Raw genomic sequence first — 14951 nt, forward strand, 5'->3', positions numbered from 1 at the left:
CGCCGTCCGCGGTCACTGGAGCGCAGCTCGCCGACAAGGAGTTCGGCGGCAATCTGTCAGCCCTCGTCACCGACCTCGAGCCGCGGAAACGGCGCTGCGTCAGGCCTCGTCTCACTGTTGCACGTTCGGCTGGATGACGTGGAGGTTGATGGTGTCGGGAAACACCTCCACCATCCGTTCGGCGAACTTCACAGCGCCGGCGTTCGACGCCTGCAGGCGGCCCCAGAATTCGAGGCGAAGCTTCTTGCCCTGAGTCGCGCAAGCGGCGTTCTGGAGCGCGTTCGCGATGATGAACGCCGACCCGGTGCTCGACGTGTACTCGCACTTGGGATTCGGGAGCGCTCCGTCGAAGTAGACGTAGCGAACATCGCGAGGACACGTGCCCGGCACGACCTCTTGGTTGAGGTGGGCGTCGAAGAACTTCACGCGCGCCCCGCCGACGTCGTTGCCATCGCAATCCCGGATGGGACCCATGATGAGCGCGAGGTCCGGCGGCGGCGTCCAACCGACCAGCGGAACGCAGAAGTTCGCCAGCTGCTGGTACAGCGTCGCCGAGACGGCGCTTCCCGTCACCAGGCCCGGCGCGGCGGGGACCGGCAACCCGAACCCGTAGAACGGCTTGGTCACGCCGGGAACCTCGTGGACCAGGTAGGACAGCGTCGCGCTGGCGGGATGCGGAAAGTAGAGCTCGCCAACGCCCAATGCTGCGGGTCCAGGATGATTCGGACCCTTGGAGTAGCCGGAGTGAAACGGCGTAGCGCCGAGAATCGAGTCGCCGGCGAACAAGTCGACCGCCATGTCGCCGACCGGCGTCGAGCTCGACCAATCCTCCACTCTGAAGGTGTTCTGGCCACCGCCGCCGCCGGTTCCACCGGCTCCACCGGTCCCGCCGTCGCCGACTCCGATGCACGACCAGTTGGGCGGGAGCGAGCCCTGCCTCGTCATTACAGGGAGCGTCGCCGCGCAGCACGCGGTCGGCGCGCCCGGTTTGCACGCGCCGGTGAACCCCAGCGGCGTGGGGCCGCAGCCGCCGCCGTCCGGACTTCCCGCCGTTCCCCCAGCACCGGCGCCGCCGTCGACAGGCACGCACGCGACACCACCTGTGCCGCCGGTGCTGCCGCCGCTGCCACCGGTGCTGCCGCCGCTGCCACCGGTGCTGCCGCCGCTGCCACCGGTGCTGCCACCGCCGCCACCGGTGCTGCCACCGCCGCCACCGGTGCTGCCGCTGCCACCGGCGCTGCCGGCGCTGCCGCTGGTGCCACCGCCGCTGGCTCCGCCGAAGCTGGTGCCGCCACCACCCGGCGACGTGCCGCCGCTCGCGACACCACCACCGCCTCCCACACCGCCCGAGCTCGTGCCGCCCAGAGAGGCATCAACGCCTCCATCGCTGGGGCCCGCTCCCTGATCGCCGCCGCCGCAAGCGTACAGGAATGCGACGACGACACAGGTGACGCGCCAACATTGCTGAGCGTCTCGAGCACCGAGATTGGCGGCCACGTTTCCGAAGCGCCTGTTCGAGCGCAAGGCGGCCGAAGACGCCGGCCGGACGCCCGCGCGGCGTCGTCTCGGGAGCGACGCGCCGAGCGCGTTCGGTGACCTCGTCGCGGAGCACATCGCGATCTTCCTCCACCCGAGGACGAGTGTCCCACACCTGTCTCGGGGTGCGCCAGTCGGGCTGGCTCGCGGCCAGATCCCAAAGGCTGGCTAGCGCCCGAATCCACGGCCATGGCGAGCTTCCGAGCCGCTCACTGCTCCTCGAACCAGGTCGCGTCCAGGCCGTCTGCGCGGACGTGAGCAAAGGGTAGTTCTCTGCGGAAGGCTTCCGCCGGAGCGAACGACGCCCGAAGGCGGCCCGGTTCGGCATCCGAAGTCATCGACGCACGCTGCTGAGCCCCCATGGTCGCCGTCGCAGAGGCTACCCGGCACACGTCCGCCTTACACGCGACCGCGGCGAGGGCGCGCTACCCCGCGAACATCTCCATCTGCGCATTGGAGTCGCCGCCGAGCCCAAGCGGCCTCGTCCGATCGTGTTGCCGCTCGCGCTCGGAAGGCGGAGGTGACCTCGTCAGAACGCGACGACGTAGATCTCGCTGTCGAAGTCCGTGGCGGAGTCGCCGCGAAGCACGTCGAGCGAAGCCCCGCCGTCGTTGTTCGGGTTCAGGCTGGCCTTGAAGATGTAGCTGTCGACGCCCGGCCAGCTCGGCGCGACCGCGTTGCCCCGCGCGCCGAGCCGGGAGACGACGGGGAAGGTGCGCTTCGGATCGAAGGCTGCGACCGGAAAGCTGCCGCTCGACGCGCCGCTTTGCAGGGTCACGTTCCGCGCCGACACGTTCGCCCCGCCCAGGCGGACGGCGAAGAAGTCCACGTTCAACGTTGCCCCCGTCTGTCCGCGAGTGAGCTCGACGGCGGTCGGGCTCTTGAAGCGACCCTTCACGCTGAGCGCGCTGGCCGCGGAGCTGGCGGCAGCCAGGCCGTCGGCGGTCCAGCTGTGGACGAGGAAGGAGCGCGCCATGTCGAAGGGCGACGGCAGCACGGCCTCCTTCGCGGCGTCGCCCTGGCCGAGCGTGAGCTGGCCGCCGAAGACGTTCGACTGCGTGTCGACCTCGACGACCTGCCAGGCCAGCTGGAGGTTCGGGTTCGATGCCGACACGCTGACTGCGGCCTTGCTCGCGCTGGGCAGGCCGATCCGGACAAAGTCGTTGCGATTGAAATCGCTGCCTTCGGCGCTGAAGCTCGCGAGCGCGAACGCCCGCGCCAGATCCACGTCGGCGATGGCGATCTCCTGGGTCGTTCCGCCGAGGGCGAGGTCTCCGCGCTGCACGCGGAACTCGGGGTGCTCGAGCACGTACCACGCGATGCTCACGCTCCCGCCCGTCGCGGCGCGCTGGAAGCCGAGGCTCGAGCCGTCCGCCGAGAGCACCCCGCGCACCAGAGCCTGGCCTGGATTGGGCTCCAGGTGCACGCTGGTGAAGAACAACACGGCGTTGTCCGCCTTCACTGGGTCCAGGCTGGCGCTCGTGCCGAGCTCGGCAGCGGCGATGCTGGCGGTGCCGGAGAGCACGCGAATCGCCGGCGCGCTCCCGTCCGGCGCGCCACCCCCGGCACCGGCCGCGCTGCCGGCGGAGCCGCCGCTACCGACGAAGCCCCCGCCGCCGGCGTTCGAGGCTTCCTTGACGTCGCTCAGCTCGAGGCAAGCCAGCGGGGCGAAGCCCGCGATGCAGGCCACGAGGAGCGACGCGCCGGCTCGCATCCTTTTATGGTGCCACAATCAGCGCGACGCAGGAATCGAGGGGTGGAGCGCCGTCAGCTCGTCCACCAGCGCGCGCGTGTACGCCTCCGTCGTGCCCGAGCCACCGCCGATGATGCGCGCGCCGTTCGAGTCGAGCTCGAGCGCGCGAGCGGCCCAGCGCTCGGGATCGACGTCGGCCGTGGGAAAGCCGCGCACGCTGTCGGCGCTGGCAGAGAGCAACACTCCAGGCGCGAGCGCAGGGCCGAGCTGGCGCAGCTGGTCGAGCAGCGCGATGCCGTCGTCGATGCTCGACACCTCGAAGAGCACCGCGGAGGCACCCGCCTCGCCGAGCTCGTCGCACAGCTCGCTCAGCCGCCCGCCGTGCGCGAGCTCGCCGCCCGGCAGACACTCGGCGACGGCCCAGGTGGGCAGCTCGGTCTGTGCCCCAGCGCCGACCGCCGCCATCAGCTCGAGCCGCGAGCCCTGGCCCCTTGCCAGGATCAGCTCGCAGCCCGCGGTCGCGATCCGGACCGCGTGCTCCGCCAGCTCCTCGCTCATTCGGTGCGGCTGGAGCGCAGCCACCATCTCGCTGCCGAGCACCCCGGCGACGGCCACCGGTTTGTCCGCGGCGCGCGCGGCGTCCAGCGCCAGCTCCACGGCGATGCCCGTGAGCAGCGCGGAGCGGTGCTCCATGCCGACCTCGGCCAGGGCCCGTGGCGTGGTGTCGGCAGTGAGCGCCGTGAGGATGGAGACGTGGCTCTTCACCTCCGCCCGGTAGTGGTCGAGCACGTCGTCCGGGCGGCTGCGCAACAGCTGGCCCACCGCGCCCGGCGAGTCGATGGCGACGCCGCGGGCACGGAAGCAAGCGCCAGTGTCGGCGTCGAGCACCAGGGGCCGACCCGACGTCAGGCGCGGACGCAGCCGCTCGAAGCTCACCTCAGTCCCAGCCGCATTTCTGACCCTTGTTCTGCTCGTCGAGCCAGGCCGCGAGTGGCGCGTAGTAGTCGATGATCGCCGTCGCATCCATGCGCTTTTCGCCGCTGATGGTCTCGAGCGCCACGGGCCACTCCTTGCTGGCGCCGAGCTTCAGCATGTCGATCATCTTCTTGCCCGCCGCGGCGTTGCCGTAGATGGAGCACTTGTAGAGCGGTCCCTGGTGCCCCGCCGCTTTGCACAGCGCGCGGTGGAACTGGTACTGAAGGATACGCGCGATGAAGTAGCGCGTGTAGGGCACGTTGGCGGGGATGTGGTACTTCGCGCCGGCGTCGAAGTCGCTCTCGCTGCGCGGGATCGCCGAGTCGATGCCCTGGTACTTCCGGCGCAGCTCCCACCAGCTCTTGTTGTACTCGCTGGGCTTGGTGCGGCCGTCGAACACGCGCCAGCGCCACTCGTCGATGAGCTTGCCGAAGGGCAAGAAGGCCACGCCCTCTAGCGCGCGCGTCATCAACACGTTCAGGTCCGCCTTCGGGTCGTCGTTCACCCGATCGAGCAAGCCGATCTTCTTCAAGTACTCGGGCGTCACGCTCAGCACCAACGTGTCGCCGATGCCTTCGTGGAAGCCGTCGTTGGCGCCCGCCTGGAACAGCGGCGGCAGGTGGCCGTACTGCTGGTAGTAGTAGTTGTGCCCGAGCTCGTGGTGAATCGTCACGAGGTCGTCGAAGTTGGTCTGGATGCACATCTTGATGCGCAGATCCCCCGAGAGCGCGACGTCCCAGGCGCTGGCGTGGCAGACCACGTTGCGGTCCTTGGGCTTCGTGAACAGGCTGCGCTCCCAGAAGGTCTTCGGCAGCGGCTGCATGCCGAGCGAGGTGAAGAAGGCCTCGCCCGTCTTGACCATCTTCAGGTGGTCCCACTTCTTCGCCTCGAGCTGCTGGGTGACGTCGATGTTGCCCTTCCCCTTGTGGGGCTCGACCAGCGGGTACAGCGACTGCCACTCCTGCGCCCACATGTTGCCGAGCAGGTGTGCGGGGATCGGCCCGTCCGGCTTCACCTTGTCCGGTCCGTAGCGCTTGGAGAGTCGCGCGCGCACCAGGCAGTGGAGCTTCTCGTAGAGCGGCTTCACCTCCGTCCAGAGCCGGTTCATCTCCTGCTCGAACTCCGCGGCGGACATGTCGTAGCCGCCCTTCCAGATCTCGGCCATGTTGCCGAAGCCGAGCTCGCTGGCGCCCTCGTTGCCGATCGTGACGAACTCCTCGTACATCGAGCGCATGGGCGGCGAGATGGAGTGCCAGCCCTTCCACACCTCGAGCAGGAGGTCGTAGTCCTTCTCCTTGGAGAGCACGTTGCCCAGCTCGTCCAGCTCCAGGCACTCGCTCTTCTTGTCCTCGCCTTTGCCCTTCAGCTTCGGCGAGCAGTACTTGCCCTTGCCGTAGATGCTCTCGAGCTGCGTGGTGAGCTCGGCCAGGCGCGCGCGCTTCTTGGCGTCGCTCGGCGCCGGCAGGCCCGCGGAGAACTTCAAGAGGTACAGGCTGCGCGCGGTCTCCGAGGGCAGCTCGAGCCCCTCGAAGCGCCGCGCCTCCTTCACCTTGCGGGTCAGGAACTCCATCACCCGCTCGCGCTCCTTCGACTCGAGGTGCTCGGTGTCCGGGGTGATGTACGTGGACTTGACCCAGGCCGCGCGATCCGCGTCCGCCGCCAGCGCGCGGATCGTCGCGTTCACGTCCTTGACGAACTCGATCGCGTCATCGACGGTCGCCGGGCCAGTGGGCTTCGCGGTCCCCTCTTCGGGCAATGGGTTCACCACCGGAGCGACGGGTGCGGGTGTGTAGGGCGCGGCACCACCACAACTGGCGGCGAGCACGGCGGCGGGGAGAAAGAGCGCAATCCACCGGGTCTTGGTCATCGCGAGCCCCGGAGTAGCGTCGCGAACCGTTGGGATCAAGCGGGCACCGTCTCGAACTGAGCCGCCAGAGGCGCGCCTGGCAAAAGGTACGAGCGGCCACAATAGTCAGTGGTCCACCCCTGGAGGTCTTCGATGTCGCACCGCTCCCTGCTCACCGCCTCGTTGCTCTGCGCCGGAATGGCCTCGCTCTCCCTCGTCCAGTGCGGCGGCGACGACGGCAACGACGACGGAACCGGAGGGAAGGGAGGCGGCCTCAACCTGGGCGGCAACGGCGGGGTAGGCGGCCTCGACCTCGACGGCAGCGCCGCGAACGGCGGCGGCGGCGGCGCCATCAGCCCCGACGCGGCCTGCGGTACTTCCAGCGAGGAGGCAACCCTCGTCCCAGTCAACATGCTGGTGATGTTCGACCGCTCCGGCTCGATGAACCAGAACAACAAGTGGCCGCAGGCCTCCAACGCGCTGATCGCGTTCTTCCAGGATCCCGCGACCGCGGGCCTGCGCATCGCGCTGCGCTTCTTCCCCCACGACCAGCCGGCGGCCGGCTGCACCAACCAGGGCTGCAACACCAACGCCTGCTCGCAGCTCCTGGTGCCCATCGGCGCGGTGACCAAGGACCCTGCTCCGGCTGACACCCAGGAGGCGGCGCTGGTCAGCGGCGTGCAGAGCAGCGCGCCCGGCAACGGCGGCGGTACGCCGATGTTCGCGGCGCTGGGCGGCGCGGAGCAGTGGGCCATGGCCCACGCCGCCGCGCACCCGAACGAGAAGGTCGTGGTGGTGCTGGTGACCGACGGCCTGCCGAACGGCTGCGACGAGGACATCAACAACATCGCCGCGCTCGCGTCGGCGGCGCGCACCTCGCACGGCGTGCTCACCTACGCGGTCGGCCTCGAGGGGTCCGCAGAGAACCAGATGGACACCATCGCGGTGGCCGGCGGCACCAACAAGGGCATCTTCATCGGCAGCTCGGCGAACGCCCAGGCGGAGCTCCTGGCCGCCCTCAAGGCCATCCAGGGCAGCCAGGTCTCCTGCGAGTTCCAGATGCCGGCGCCCAAGGACGGCTCGACCCTGGACCCCAAGAAGGTGAACGTGAACTACACGCCGGGCGGCGGCAGCACCCAGACCCTGGGCCAGGTCGGCGGCGCGGCGGACTGCGCGAACGGCGGCTGGTACTACGACAACCCGACCAGCCCCAGCAAGATCACCCTCTGCCCCAGCACCTGCTCGACGGTGCAGGCCGACAAGGCCGCGAAGATGGAGATCCTGCTCGGCTGCGCCACGCAGCTCCAGCCGCCACCGTCGTGATTCAGGGAGCGCGCTCCGGAAACACGGACAGCGCCTGCGGAGGGAGGTGGATCGCCACCTCCTCTCCCGCGCGAAGGCCCGTTCCCATGTGAGCGCGATCGCGCGCGGACAGCTGGCACGAGATCGTCAGTCCTTCACCGTCGACGACGTCGATCGTCGCGTGTCGCCCGTCGATGCCCAGCACGCGCCCACGCAGGACGTTTGCGACCATGCCGATTTCTTCGGCCTCACCCGGGCGCAGCAGCACCACGTCCTCGGCCGCGACACCGAGCCACAGGCGTCGCCCCTCTGGCGGCGCCGACGAGAGCGTGAGGGGCACGCCGCTGACGGAGCACGCTGGTCCATGCGTCGAGTCGAGCTCGAGGATGTTCGACAGCTGGATGAATCGGGCAACCCTGAGATCGCCCGGCTGCCGAAACAGGGTCTCGGGGGCTGCCTCTTGGACCACGCTGCCTTCCATCAACACCGCGACGCTGTCTCCGATCGCGGACGCTTCGCGCTGATTGTGCGTGACGTACACGACGGTGAGCTCGAGGCTCCGCTGAAGCTCGCGCAGCTGGCTCAGGAGCTCTCGGCGGATGTGCGCATCCAGGCCGGAGAAGCTCTCGTCGAGAAACACCACCTTCGGGTTCGTGATCAGCGCGCGCGCCAGCGCCACACGCTGGCGTTCGCCCCCGGACAGGGATCCAATCGTCGCGCGCCCCAGCAGGTGACGGATCTGCAAGAGGTCCGCGAGGCGCTCGAGATCGGCCTCGGCACCAGCCAGGGTCCCGCGCACGCGCCGCCCGAAGAGCACGTTGTCGCGCACCGACAGGTGTGGAAACAGCGCGACGTCCTGAGGAAGGTAGGCGAGGTCACGCTGCTCCGGCGGAAGCCGCGTCACGTCCCGACCGGCGATCACGACCTGCCCCGCGTCGGCCTGGCGGAGCCCCATCATGGTCTCGAGCAGCAGGGTCTTCCCGGCTCCCGACGGACCGAGCAGGACGAGCACCTCGCCGCGCCGGATCGTCAGGCTGACCGGACCGAGGCGAAACGTCCCCGCGTGCGTCGCGAGGGCACGGAGCGAGATCACGTCTTCCTCCGCGCCGCGACCACCCGGACGACGATGAGCACGAACAGCGCGATGAAGGTCATGAGCAGCGACAGGCCGAGCGCTTTGCCGATGCGCACGCTCGCCAGGTTGTTGTAGATGGCGACCGGGATGGTCTCGGTCTTGAAGCGGACCGAGCCGGCGACGGTCATCGTGGCACCGATGTCGCCCAGGGCGCGCGCCCAGCCCAGGACGAAGGCCGCGAGCAGGCTCGTGCGGCACATCGGCAGCGTGACCCTAAAGAACGCGCCCCACGGGGTACACCCCAGGAAGCGAGCCACCTGTTCGTAGCGCGGGTCGAGCTCCTCGAACGCGGCCTTGAGCACGCGGACCTGGAGCGCGAGCGCCAGGATGAACTGCGCGGCGACGATGCCGGGGACCTCGAACACGACCCGGAGCGCGTGTTCTTCGAACCACCGCCCGGCCGAGGTCCGGAACACCAGGATCAGCGCCACGCCCACGACGATGGGGGACAGCACGATGGGAACGTCGAGGAGGGCGTCCACGATCGTCCTCCCGGCGAAGCGCCAGCGCGCGAGGGCGTAGGACGCTGGAACCGCGACCGCCATGGCCAAGAGCGCGGCGAGGGTGGAGGTCATGAGGCTCAGCCGCACCGCGGCCCAGACATCCGGCTCGGCGAAGCCCGCCCACGGCTGCTCGGCGCCCGCCGGATAGGCGAGCTGCACGGCGAGGATCGCCACGATGCACGCGATTGCCCCGCCCAGGCCGGCGAGCAGGTAGAGGGAGAACCAGCTCCTCACTTCCACGACGCGGGGAGCTCCCACTCGCCACCGATCGGCGTCGTCGCGGTGGCGTGCTTGCGCGCCTCCTCGACGGTCGTGAGGTAGCTCCAGCGTTTGTAGATTGCTCGACCCTCGTCGCTGACCAGGAAGGCGATGAACGCCTCGGCGAGCTCGCGGTTCTTCGTGGCCTTCGCCACGGCCGCGGGGATGTAGCCGATGCGGGTGACCTGCTCCGGCGGCGGGTAGATGCTCTCGATGTTCGCTGGGTCCCAGTGCTCGAAGACCTCCCAGCCCAGGATGGCGTCGACGGCCTTCATCGAGAGGATCTGCGCGGTCTTCTCGCAGGACTCGGTCTGCGTCACGATGTTGGGTCGCACCAGGCTCGCCACGCGCTGGGCCTCGAGCATCTCCACCGCGTACAGGCCGACGCACACGGTGTCCGGTCGAGCGATGCCGACGCGAACGCCGGGCTTGCCGAGATCGGCGAGGGAGCGGATGCCGCGCGGGTTGCCTTTCTGCACGTTGATGGCGGGGATCAGGTAGACGACTCGCTGCTCGGTCTCGGCGAAGACGAGCCCTTCCCGCTTGGCGAGCTCCATGTAGTCCGAAGAGCCCGGGAAATAGACGTCGCCGCGCTCCGCCAGCTTGAGCTCGGACAGCATCTTGCCCGAGCCACCGTAGTGAGCCTCGACCTTCACGCCGGCCTTCTTCTCGAAGGCCAGCACGGCGGCCTCGGTCGGGGGCTTGGAGGCGGAGCCGACGAAGATCTCGAGCGTCTTCTTACCTGCCGCGCCCTCCCTCGTGTCTGGCTTCGAGCAGGCAAACGAGAGCAGGAGCGACACGACCAGCGCCGCCAGATTCAGCCTCATGCCGCGCTCACCTCGGCGACCCGATTGCCCGCACTGGACACGTCGTAGCCGAGCGACGCGAGCTCCCGCCGGCTGGCCTGGGACACCAGCACGTCGAGCAGGCGCTCGACGCGGGCGTCGCTCATGAGCGACTGCGGGATCACCAGATCGTAGCGCTCCTCGGCCAGCGGCACGAAGCGCAGGCCGAACGCGAGCGCAGCGTCGCGCGTCGCCACGCCGACGTCCGCCGCCCCCATGGCGACGGCGCGCGCCACGTCGAGGTGGCCCGAAGCGACCAGCTGGCCGCGCAGCAGATCGAGCGAGAGCCCCGCCGCCCGCATTCGTTGCTCCAGGAGCTGCCGCGCACCGGCGCCCTTCTCGCGCACGACCAAGGTCACTCCTCGCGCAGTGACGTCGGCGACGGAGCGGACGCGGCCGTCGTCGCCGCGGGTCAGAAGCCCCGCTTCCCAGCCGGCCAAGGTCACGAGCACGAGCGCCTCGCGCCCCACGCTCTTGCGAACCGCCGCGACGTTGGGGTCGCTCTCGCCCCCAGCGGCGACCGAGTGCACCCCGGCGACGTGCGCGTAGCCGCTGGCGAGCGCCCGCAGCGCTGCCCCGCTCGACGAGGGGAGCCAGTGGTAGCGGCCGGACCCGCGCTTTCCGTGGAGGCGATCGGCGAGGAGCCCGAGCCCGGTGGCGCAGCCCATCAGCGCGAGGTTCTCGCGCGACTCGCCGAGCGGACGGAGCGGCGTCACGGACGCACGCCGCCCTCGCGCCGTCACGACCAGCGCGTCCGCCGCCGTACGGAGCCCATCGCCGGCGAGAGGCAGACCCACCCAGCGCTCTCGGACGAGCGCGAGCGCCAACCTCGAGGTCGCCGACTCTGCGGCCAGCTCCACGTCGAGCGCCGGCGCCTCGTCGGAGGGCCCGAAGAGCTCCTCGACCTGGCAGTCGAGGGCGCGCGCGATGCGCAGCGCGACGTCCACCGCCGGGATCGCACGCCCGGCCTCGATGGCGCCGACGCTCTGGCGCGTGAGCCGCGAGCGCTCGGCGAGCGCGATCTGCGAGAGCCCGCGGGCCTCCCGCAGCTCCCGGACGCGGTTGGATGACATGACACGTATACTTTACATCATGTAATGCATTCGTGACTAGTAGTACCTGACCGCCAGGAGCCCGCTCAGCCCGACGCCGATGGCCACCACCACCCAGCGCACGCGACGCGGGTTCACGCGACGCGCGACGGCGGCGCCGGTGTAGCCCCCCGCAATCGCTCCGGCAGCCATCACCAGCGCCGGGACCAGCTCCACTCGGCCCATCGCCAGGAAGTAGAGCGTCGCGGCACCGTTGATGCTGGCGACGATCACGCTCTTCATGGCGTTCATGCGGTGCAAGCTCGCGCTGCCGAGCGCCGCCAACAGCGCCAGTGTGAGCATGCCGATACCGGCGCCGAAGTAGCCGCCGTAGACCGCGATCGACGTCAGGCCGAGCGCCACCAGGAGCTTGGTCCTCGGACGCTCTGCCCCGCTCGTTTCCTTCGGCGTGAGCCGCTCCTGGAACAGCAGCAGCAAGGTGGCCGCGAGGACCAGCCACGGCACGACCAGCTCGAAGGCGCGGGGCGGCGCCGAGAGCAAGAGCACCGCACCCGCGACCCCGCCGAGCGACGAGACCGCCGCGAGCGCGAAGCTCAGGCGCGCCCGCGGCCCGAGCTCGGAGCGGTAGGCAATCGCGGAAGCGATTCCTCCCGGTGTGAGCGCTGCCGTGTTGGTGGCGCTCGCCAGGACCGGCGGCACGCCGGCCGCCAGCAGCGCCGGAAAGGACACCAGGGAACCTCCCCCCGCGATCGAGTTGATGATCGCAGCCACGGCGGCGGCGAGGCCGAGCAGGGCGAGTCGCACGGGATCCACGCGCGCATCATGCCGCATGACGCAGCGCAGCCATGGCCGGCCGGTGGACCGGACATCGCGCAACCTGTACGCTTCGCGGCAAGATGGTGCGTTCGAGCCTCGGGGCGATCGGGTTGGGGGTGCTCGCGGCTGCCGGGATCGCGGCCGCGTGCTCGGCCACGGACAGCGGCAGCGGCAGCGGCGGCGGCGGCGGTGGCGGCAGCGGCGGCGGCGTGAGTGGCACGGGCGGCGGCTCGAGCGGCGGCGGTGGCAGCGGCGGCGGCGTGAGCGGAACGGGCGGCGGTGGCGGTGTGGTGATCGACACCGGCCTCGATGACACCGGCGATCCGGATGCGGCGTGCACCACCTACACCGAGCAGGCGAACAAGCCCGCGGTGGACGTGGTGTGGATGGTGGACAACTCGTGCTCGATGGGCGACGAGATCGCGAAGGTCCGCGATCAGATCAACAAGAGCTTCGTCCCCACGATCTCGAAGAGCATCATCGACTGGCAGGTCATCATGATCTCGGCACGCGGCACCGGCTCGCTGGACGTGTGCGTCGATCCGCCGCTGGCCGGGGCTTCCTGCGGCAACAACCCGCCGAAGTTCACCCACCTGGACTGCGAGGTGGACAGCTCCAACTCGCTCTATGCCGCGGCCTTCAGCTACGCCGGGACGGGGTTCCCCCCGCTCTTCAACTGCAACCTGACCGGGGGTCCATGGAACAAGCTGGCGCGCTTCGACGCCACCAAGGTGTTCGTCGAGGTGACCGACGACGAAGCGGACTTCTTCGGCTGGGATGCCAACGGCTTCGACAATTGGGCGCTGAGCTCCGCGCAACCGGCCGGCATGTTCGGCACGGCACAGAACCGCAAGTACATCTTCCACTCCATCGTCGGGCTGGACGTCGCCGATCCGACCAAGACGTGCAGCACGTCGGGACAAGACGGCGGCAACGCCGCGGTGGCGCCCGGGCTCGAGTATCAGAAGCTGAGCAAGCTGACCGGCGGGATCCAGCGCAGCATCTGCGAGTCGGACTGGTCGGACATCTTCAACAAGGTCGCCGAGGGCATCGTGGACAAACTGAGCTGCGAGTTCGTGGTGCCACCCCCGAAGGACGGCGGTAGCATCGACCCGACCAAGGTCAACGTGACGTTCACGCCGACCGGCGGCAGCGCCGGGGAGGTCCTCCAGGACAACAACAACCCGTGCGATCAAGGCGCGGACGGCTGGCAGTGGGACGCCACCAAGACCAAGGTGCTCCTGTGCGGCGCTACCTGCGAGAAGGTCAAGGCCGACGACGGCGGGAAGATCGACATCGTGGTCGGCTGTCAGACCAAGGTTGCGCCACCGCCGAAATGACCCGCGTGCTAGCTTTGGAAGCGTGAAGCTCGGCCGCTTCAGCATCCTTGCGGTGCTCGCCCCGCTGGCGTGCAGCTTGACCTCGTCTCTGGACGACCTGGGGGCGAACGCCGGGCAAGACGCCGGGGCCGATCAGTCCGCGAGCGGTGGCGGCGGCGGCGGCAGCGGGGGCACGGACGGCGGCGGTAGCGGAGGCAAGACCGGGGGGACCGGCGGTGGTGTGGGCGGTTTCCCGACCGGAGGCAGCGGCGGCAGCGGAGGCACGGGCGGCGGCGGCTTCCCCGACGCCAGCGACCCCTGCGTGAGCCAACCCGACTGCAACGCTTGCTGCGCGACCTCGCACGCGACCGGCCAACAGCTGTTCGTCACCGCCATCAAGAAGTGCGTGTGTCAGGAGCCGAGCTGCTCCCAGCAGTGTGAGACCTACTGCACGGGCGGCGCGATCTCCACGGGTTGCAGCACCTGCGTCGCGTCCCAGAGCGTCCAGTCGTGCATCGCCGCCGAGTGCAACGCCCAGTGCAAGGTCTACACGGACTGCATCGCGGGCTGCTGATACACTTGGGGAGGGAAGGTGCGCCATGCTCAAGCTGACGAAGCTCGTTGGGGTCGTGACGCTGATGTGGGGAGCCGGGTGCTCGGGCGACGGCTCGACCAGCCATGACGCCGATGCGGGCGCGAGCGGTGGCACGAGCGCGACCGGCGGCACGAGCGCGACCGGCGGCACGAGCGCGAGCGGTGGCACGAGCGCGAGCGGTGGCACGAGCGCGAGCGGTGGCACGAGCGCGAGCGGTGGCACGAGCGCGACCGGCGGCACGAGCGCGGGCAGCGGCGGCGCGAGCGGCGGCACGGGCAGCGGGGCGACGTCCGGCACCGGTGGCAGCGCCGCGGGCGGCAGCGGTGCCACTAGCGGCGCGGGCGGCAGCGGCGCCAGCGGTGGCGGCACGAGCTGTCTGTCTGCGGGCTCCGTCTGCACCTGGAGCAACGCGAAGGACTGCTGCAGCGGCAAGTGCGACGGCGACTCCTGCTGCGGCATGCTGGGAGACCCCTGCCCCAAGGGCTTCGGCTGCTGCGCGGGATCCTGTCTAGCCGGCAAATGTGCGTGCGGTCCGGGCGAGGCCGAGTGCACCAGCGGGCAGTGCACGGGCATCCTCTGGAACGACAACCACTGCGGCGGCTGCGGCATCGCGTGCGGCACCGGCATGCAGTGCGAGAACGGCAAGTGCGCGTGCGCGCCTGGCGGCTCCCCCGGCAACATCGTCTGCAACGCCACCTGCGTGGACTCCTGGACGGACGAGTCGAACTGCGGCGCTTGTGGCAACGCCTGCACCGGCGGCAAGCAGTGCTACGCCGGCACCTGCAAGTGCGCGACGAGCCAGGCGGAGTGTGGCGGCGTTTGTACGACTCTGGGCACGAACACCAACTGCGGCGGCTGCGGCATCGCGTGCGCGGCCGACCGGATGTGCTCGCTGGGTCAGTGCGTCTGCAAGACGGGCACCAAGCTCTGCCCCGGCGGCGGCACGGTGTGCATCGACACCGCCACCGACAAGAACAACTGCGGCACCTGCGGCAACGTGTGCGTGGGCAACAAGACCTGCCAGGCCAGCGTGTGCAAGTGACGGAACCCCTTGCGCGCGGTGGCGGACGCGCGCA

13 protein-coding genes and 2 pseudogenes are annotated in these 14951 nt (G+C 69.9%); 4 read left to right on the forward strand and 11 right to left on the reverse strand.

Annotated features, from left to right (window positions below):
• Positions 1-111: 111 nt before the first annotated feature.
• From HS104_02425 to HS104_02440, 4 genes are all read right to left on the reverse strand, one after another.
• Positions 112-1497: a hypothetical protein gene (locus HS104_02425; protein ID MBE7478834.1), complete on the reverse strand. Its 1386-nt coding sequence runs from the start codon at positions 1495-1497 to the stop codon at positions 112-114.
• A 568-nt stretch (positions 1498-2065) separates the two neighbouring features.
• Entirely contained in the window at positions 2066-3250 is a 1185-nt protein-coding gene (locus tag HS104_02430) for a hypothetical protein (GenBank protein ID MBE7478835.1), read from the reverse strand.
• Between the two features lie 18 nt (positions 3251-3268).
• Complete coding sequence (locus HS104_02435) at positions 3269-4165, reverse strand: homocysteine S-methyltransferase family protein (protein ID MBE7478836.1); 897 nt, start codon at positions 4163-4165, stop codon at positions 3269-3271.
• 1 nt (position 4166) lies between these two features.
• Complete coding sequence (locus HS104_02440) at positions 4167-6071, reverse strand: M2 family metallopeptidase (GenBank protein MBE7478837.1); 1905 nt, start codon at positions 6069-6071, stop codon at positions 4167-4169.
• A gap of 132 nt (positions 6072-6203) precedes the next feature.
• Between HS104_02440 and HS104_02445 the strand changes: the two genes are divergently transcribed.
• Positions 6204-7373, forward strand: coding sequence for a VWA domain-containing protein (locus HS104_02445; GenBank protein MBE7478838.1), 1170 nt, complete (start codon positions 6204-6206; stop codon positions 7371-7373).
• 1 nt (position 7374) lies between these two features.
• Here the strand turns inward: HS104_02445 and HS104_02450 are convergent, their stop codons facing one another.
• The 6 genes and pseudogenes from HS104_02450 to HS104_02475 form a co-directional block, all read right to left on the reverse strand.
• Positions 7375-8445: an ABC transporter ATP-binding protein gene (locus tag HS104_02450; GenBank protein ID MBE7478839.1), complete on the reverse strand. Its 1071-nt coding sequence runs from the start codon at positions 8443-8445 to the stop codon at positions 7375-7377.
• The gene (locus tag HS104_02455; GenBank protein ID MBE7478840.1) at positions 8442-9230 is read right to left on the reverse strand and encodes an ABC transporter permease; all 789 of its coding nucleotides are present in this window, start codon (positions 9228-9230) and stop codon (positions 8442-8444) included. Before HS104_02455 ends, HS104_02450 begins: the two co-directional genes overlap by 4 nt.
• The gene (locus HS104_02460; protein MBE7478841.1) at positions 9221-10075 is read right to left on the reverse strand and encodes an extracellular solute-binding protein; all 855 of its coding nucleotides are present in this window, start codon (positions 10073-10075) and stop codon (positions 9221-9223) included. Before HS104_02460 ends, HS104_02455 begins: the two co-directional genes overlap by 10 nt.
• Positions 10072-11175, reverse strand: coding sequence for a helix-turn-helix domain-containing protein (locus HS104_02465; GenBank protein MBE7478842.1), 1104 nt, complete (start codon positions 11173-11175; stop codon positions 10072-10074). The genes HS104_02460 and HS104_02465 overlap by 4 nt, the downstream gene beginning before the upstream one ends.
• Before the next feature lie 27 nt (positions 11176-11202).
• Positions 11203-11958 (reverse strand): sulfite exporter TauE/SafE family protein, encoded by a 756-nt coding sequence (locus HS104_02470; protein ID MBE7478843.1) that lies wholly within the window; start codon positions 11956-11958, stop codon positions 11203-11205.
• A gap of 178 nt (positions 11959-12136) precedes the next feature.
• Positions 12137-12244: pseudogene (locus tag HS104_02475) on the reverse strand (DUF2497 domain-containing protein).
• A gap of 7 nt (positions 12245-12251) precedes the next feature.
• Here HS104_02475 and HS104_02480 point away from each other — a divergent pair.
• Complete coding sequence (locus tag HS104_02480) at positions 12252-13301, forward strand: hypothetical protein (protein MBE7478844.1); 1050 nt, start codon at positions 12252-12254, stop codon at positions 13299-13301.
• 144 nt (positions 13302-13445) lie between these two features.
• On the opposite strand, the pseudogene HS104_02485 reads toward HS104_02480, so the two are convergent.
• Positions 13446-13520, reverse strand: a pseudogene (locus HS104_02485) (energy transducer TonB).
• An 82-nt stretch (positions 13521-13602) separates the two neighbouring features.
• On the opposite strand from HS104_02485, the gene HS104_02490 reads away from it, so the two are divergent.
• Together HS104_02490 and HS104_02495 are read left to right on the forward strand one after the other, a co-directional pair.
• Positions 13603-13854, forward strand: a complete 252-nt coding sequence (locus HS104_02490; GenBank protein ID MBE7478845.1) for a hypothetical protein — start codon at positions 13603-13605, stop codon at positions 13852-13854.
• Between the two features lie 25 nt (positions 13855-13879).
• Positions 13880-14917: a hypothetical protein gene (locus tag HS104_02495; GenBank protein MBE7478846.1), complete on the forward strand. Its 1038-nt coding sequence runs from the start codon at positions 13880-13882 to the stop codon at positions 14915-14917.
• Positions 14918-14951 lie beyond the last annotated feature (34 nt).

This window comes from Polyangiaceae bacterium (assembly GCA_015075635.1).
In the GTDB taxonomy this organism is placed as follows: domain Bacteria; phylum Myxococcota_A; class Polyangia; order Polyangiales; family Polyangiaceae; genus JADJKB01.

What these genes read in the sequence shown, in the direction of transcription:
- HS104_02440 (MBE7478837.1), bottom strand. Translation starts at nt 6,071, where the DNA reads ATGACCAAGACCCGGTGGATTGCGCTCTTTCTCCCCGCCGCCGTGCTC.
- HS104_02445 (MBE7478838.1), top strand. Translation starts at nt 6,204, where the DNA reads ATGTCGCACCGCTCCCTGCTCACCGCCTCGTTGCTCTGCGCCGGAATG.
- HS104_02495 (MBE7478846.1), top strand. Translation starts at nt 13,880, where the DNA reads ATGCTCAAGCTGACGAAGCTCGTTGGGGTCGTGACGCTGATGTGGGGA.
- HS104_02430 (MBE7478835.1), bottom strand. Translation starts at nt 3,250, where the DNA reads ATGCGAGCCGGCGCGTCGCTCCTCGTGGCCTGCATCGCGGGCTTCGCC.
- HS104_02460 (MBE7478841.1), bottom strand. Translation starts at nt 10,075, where the DNA reads ATGAGGCTGAATCTGGCGGCGCTGGTCGTGTCGCTCCTGCTCTCGTTT.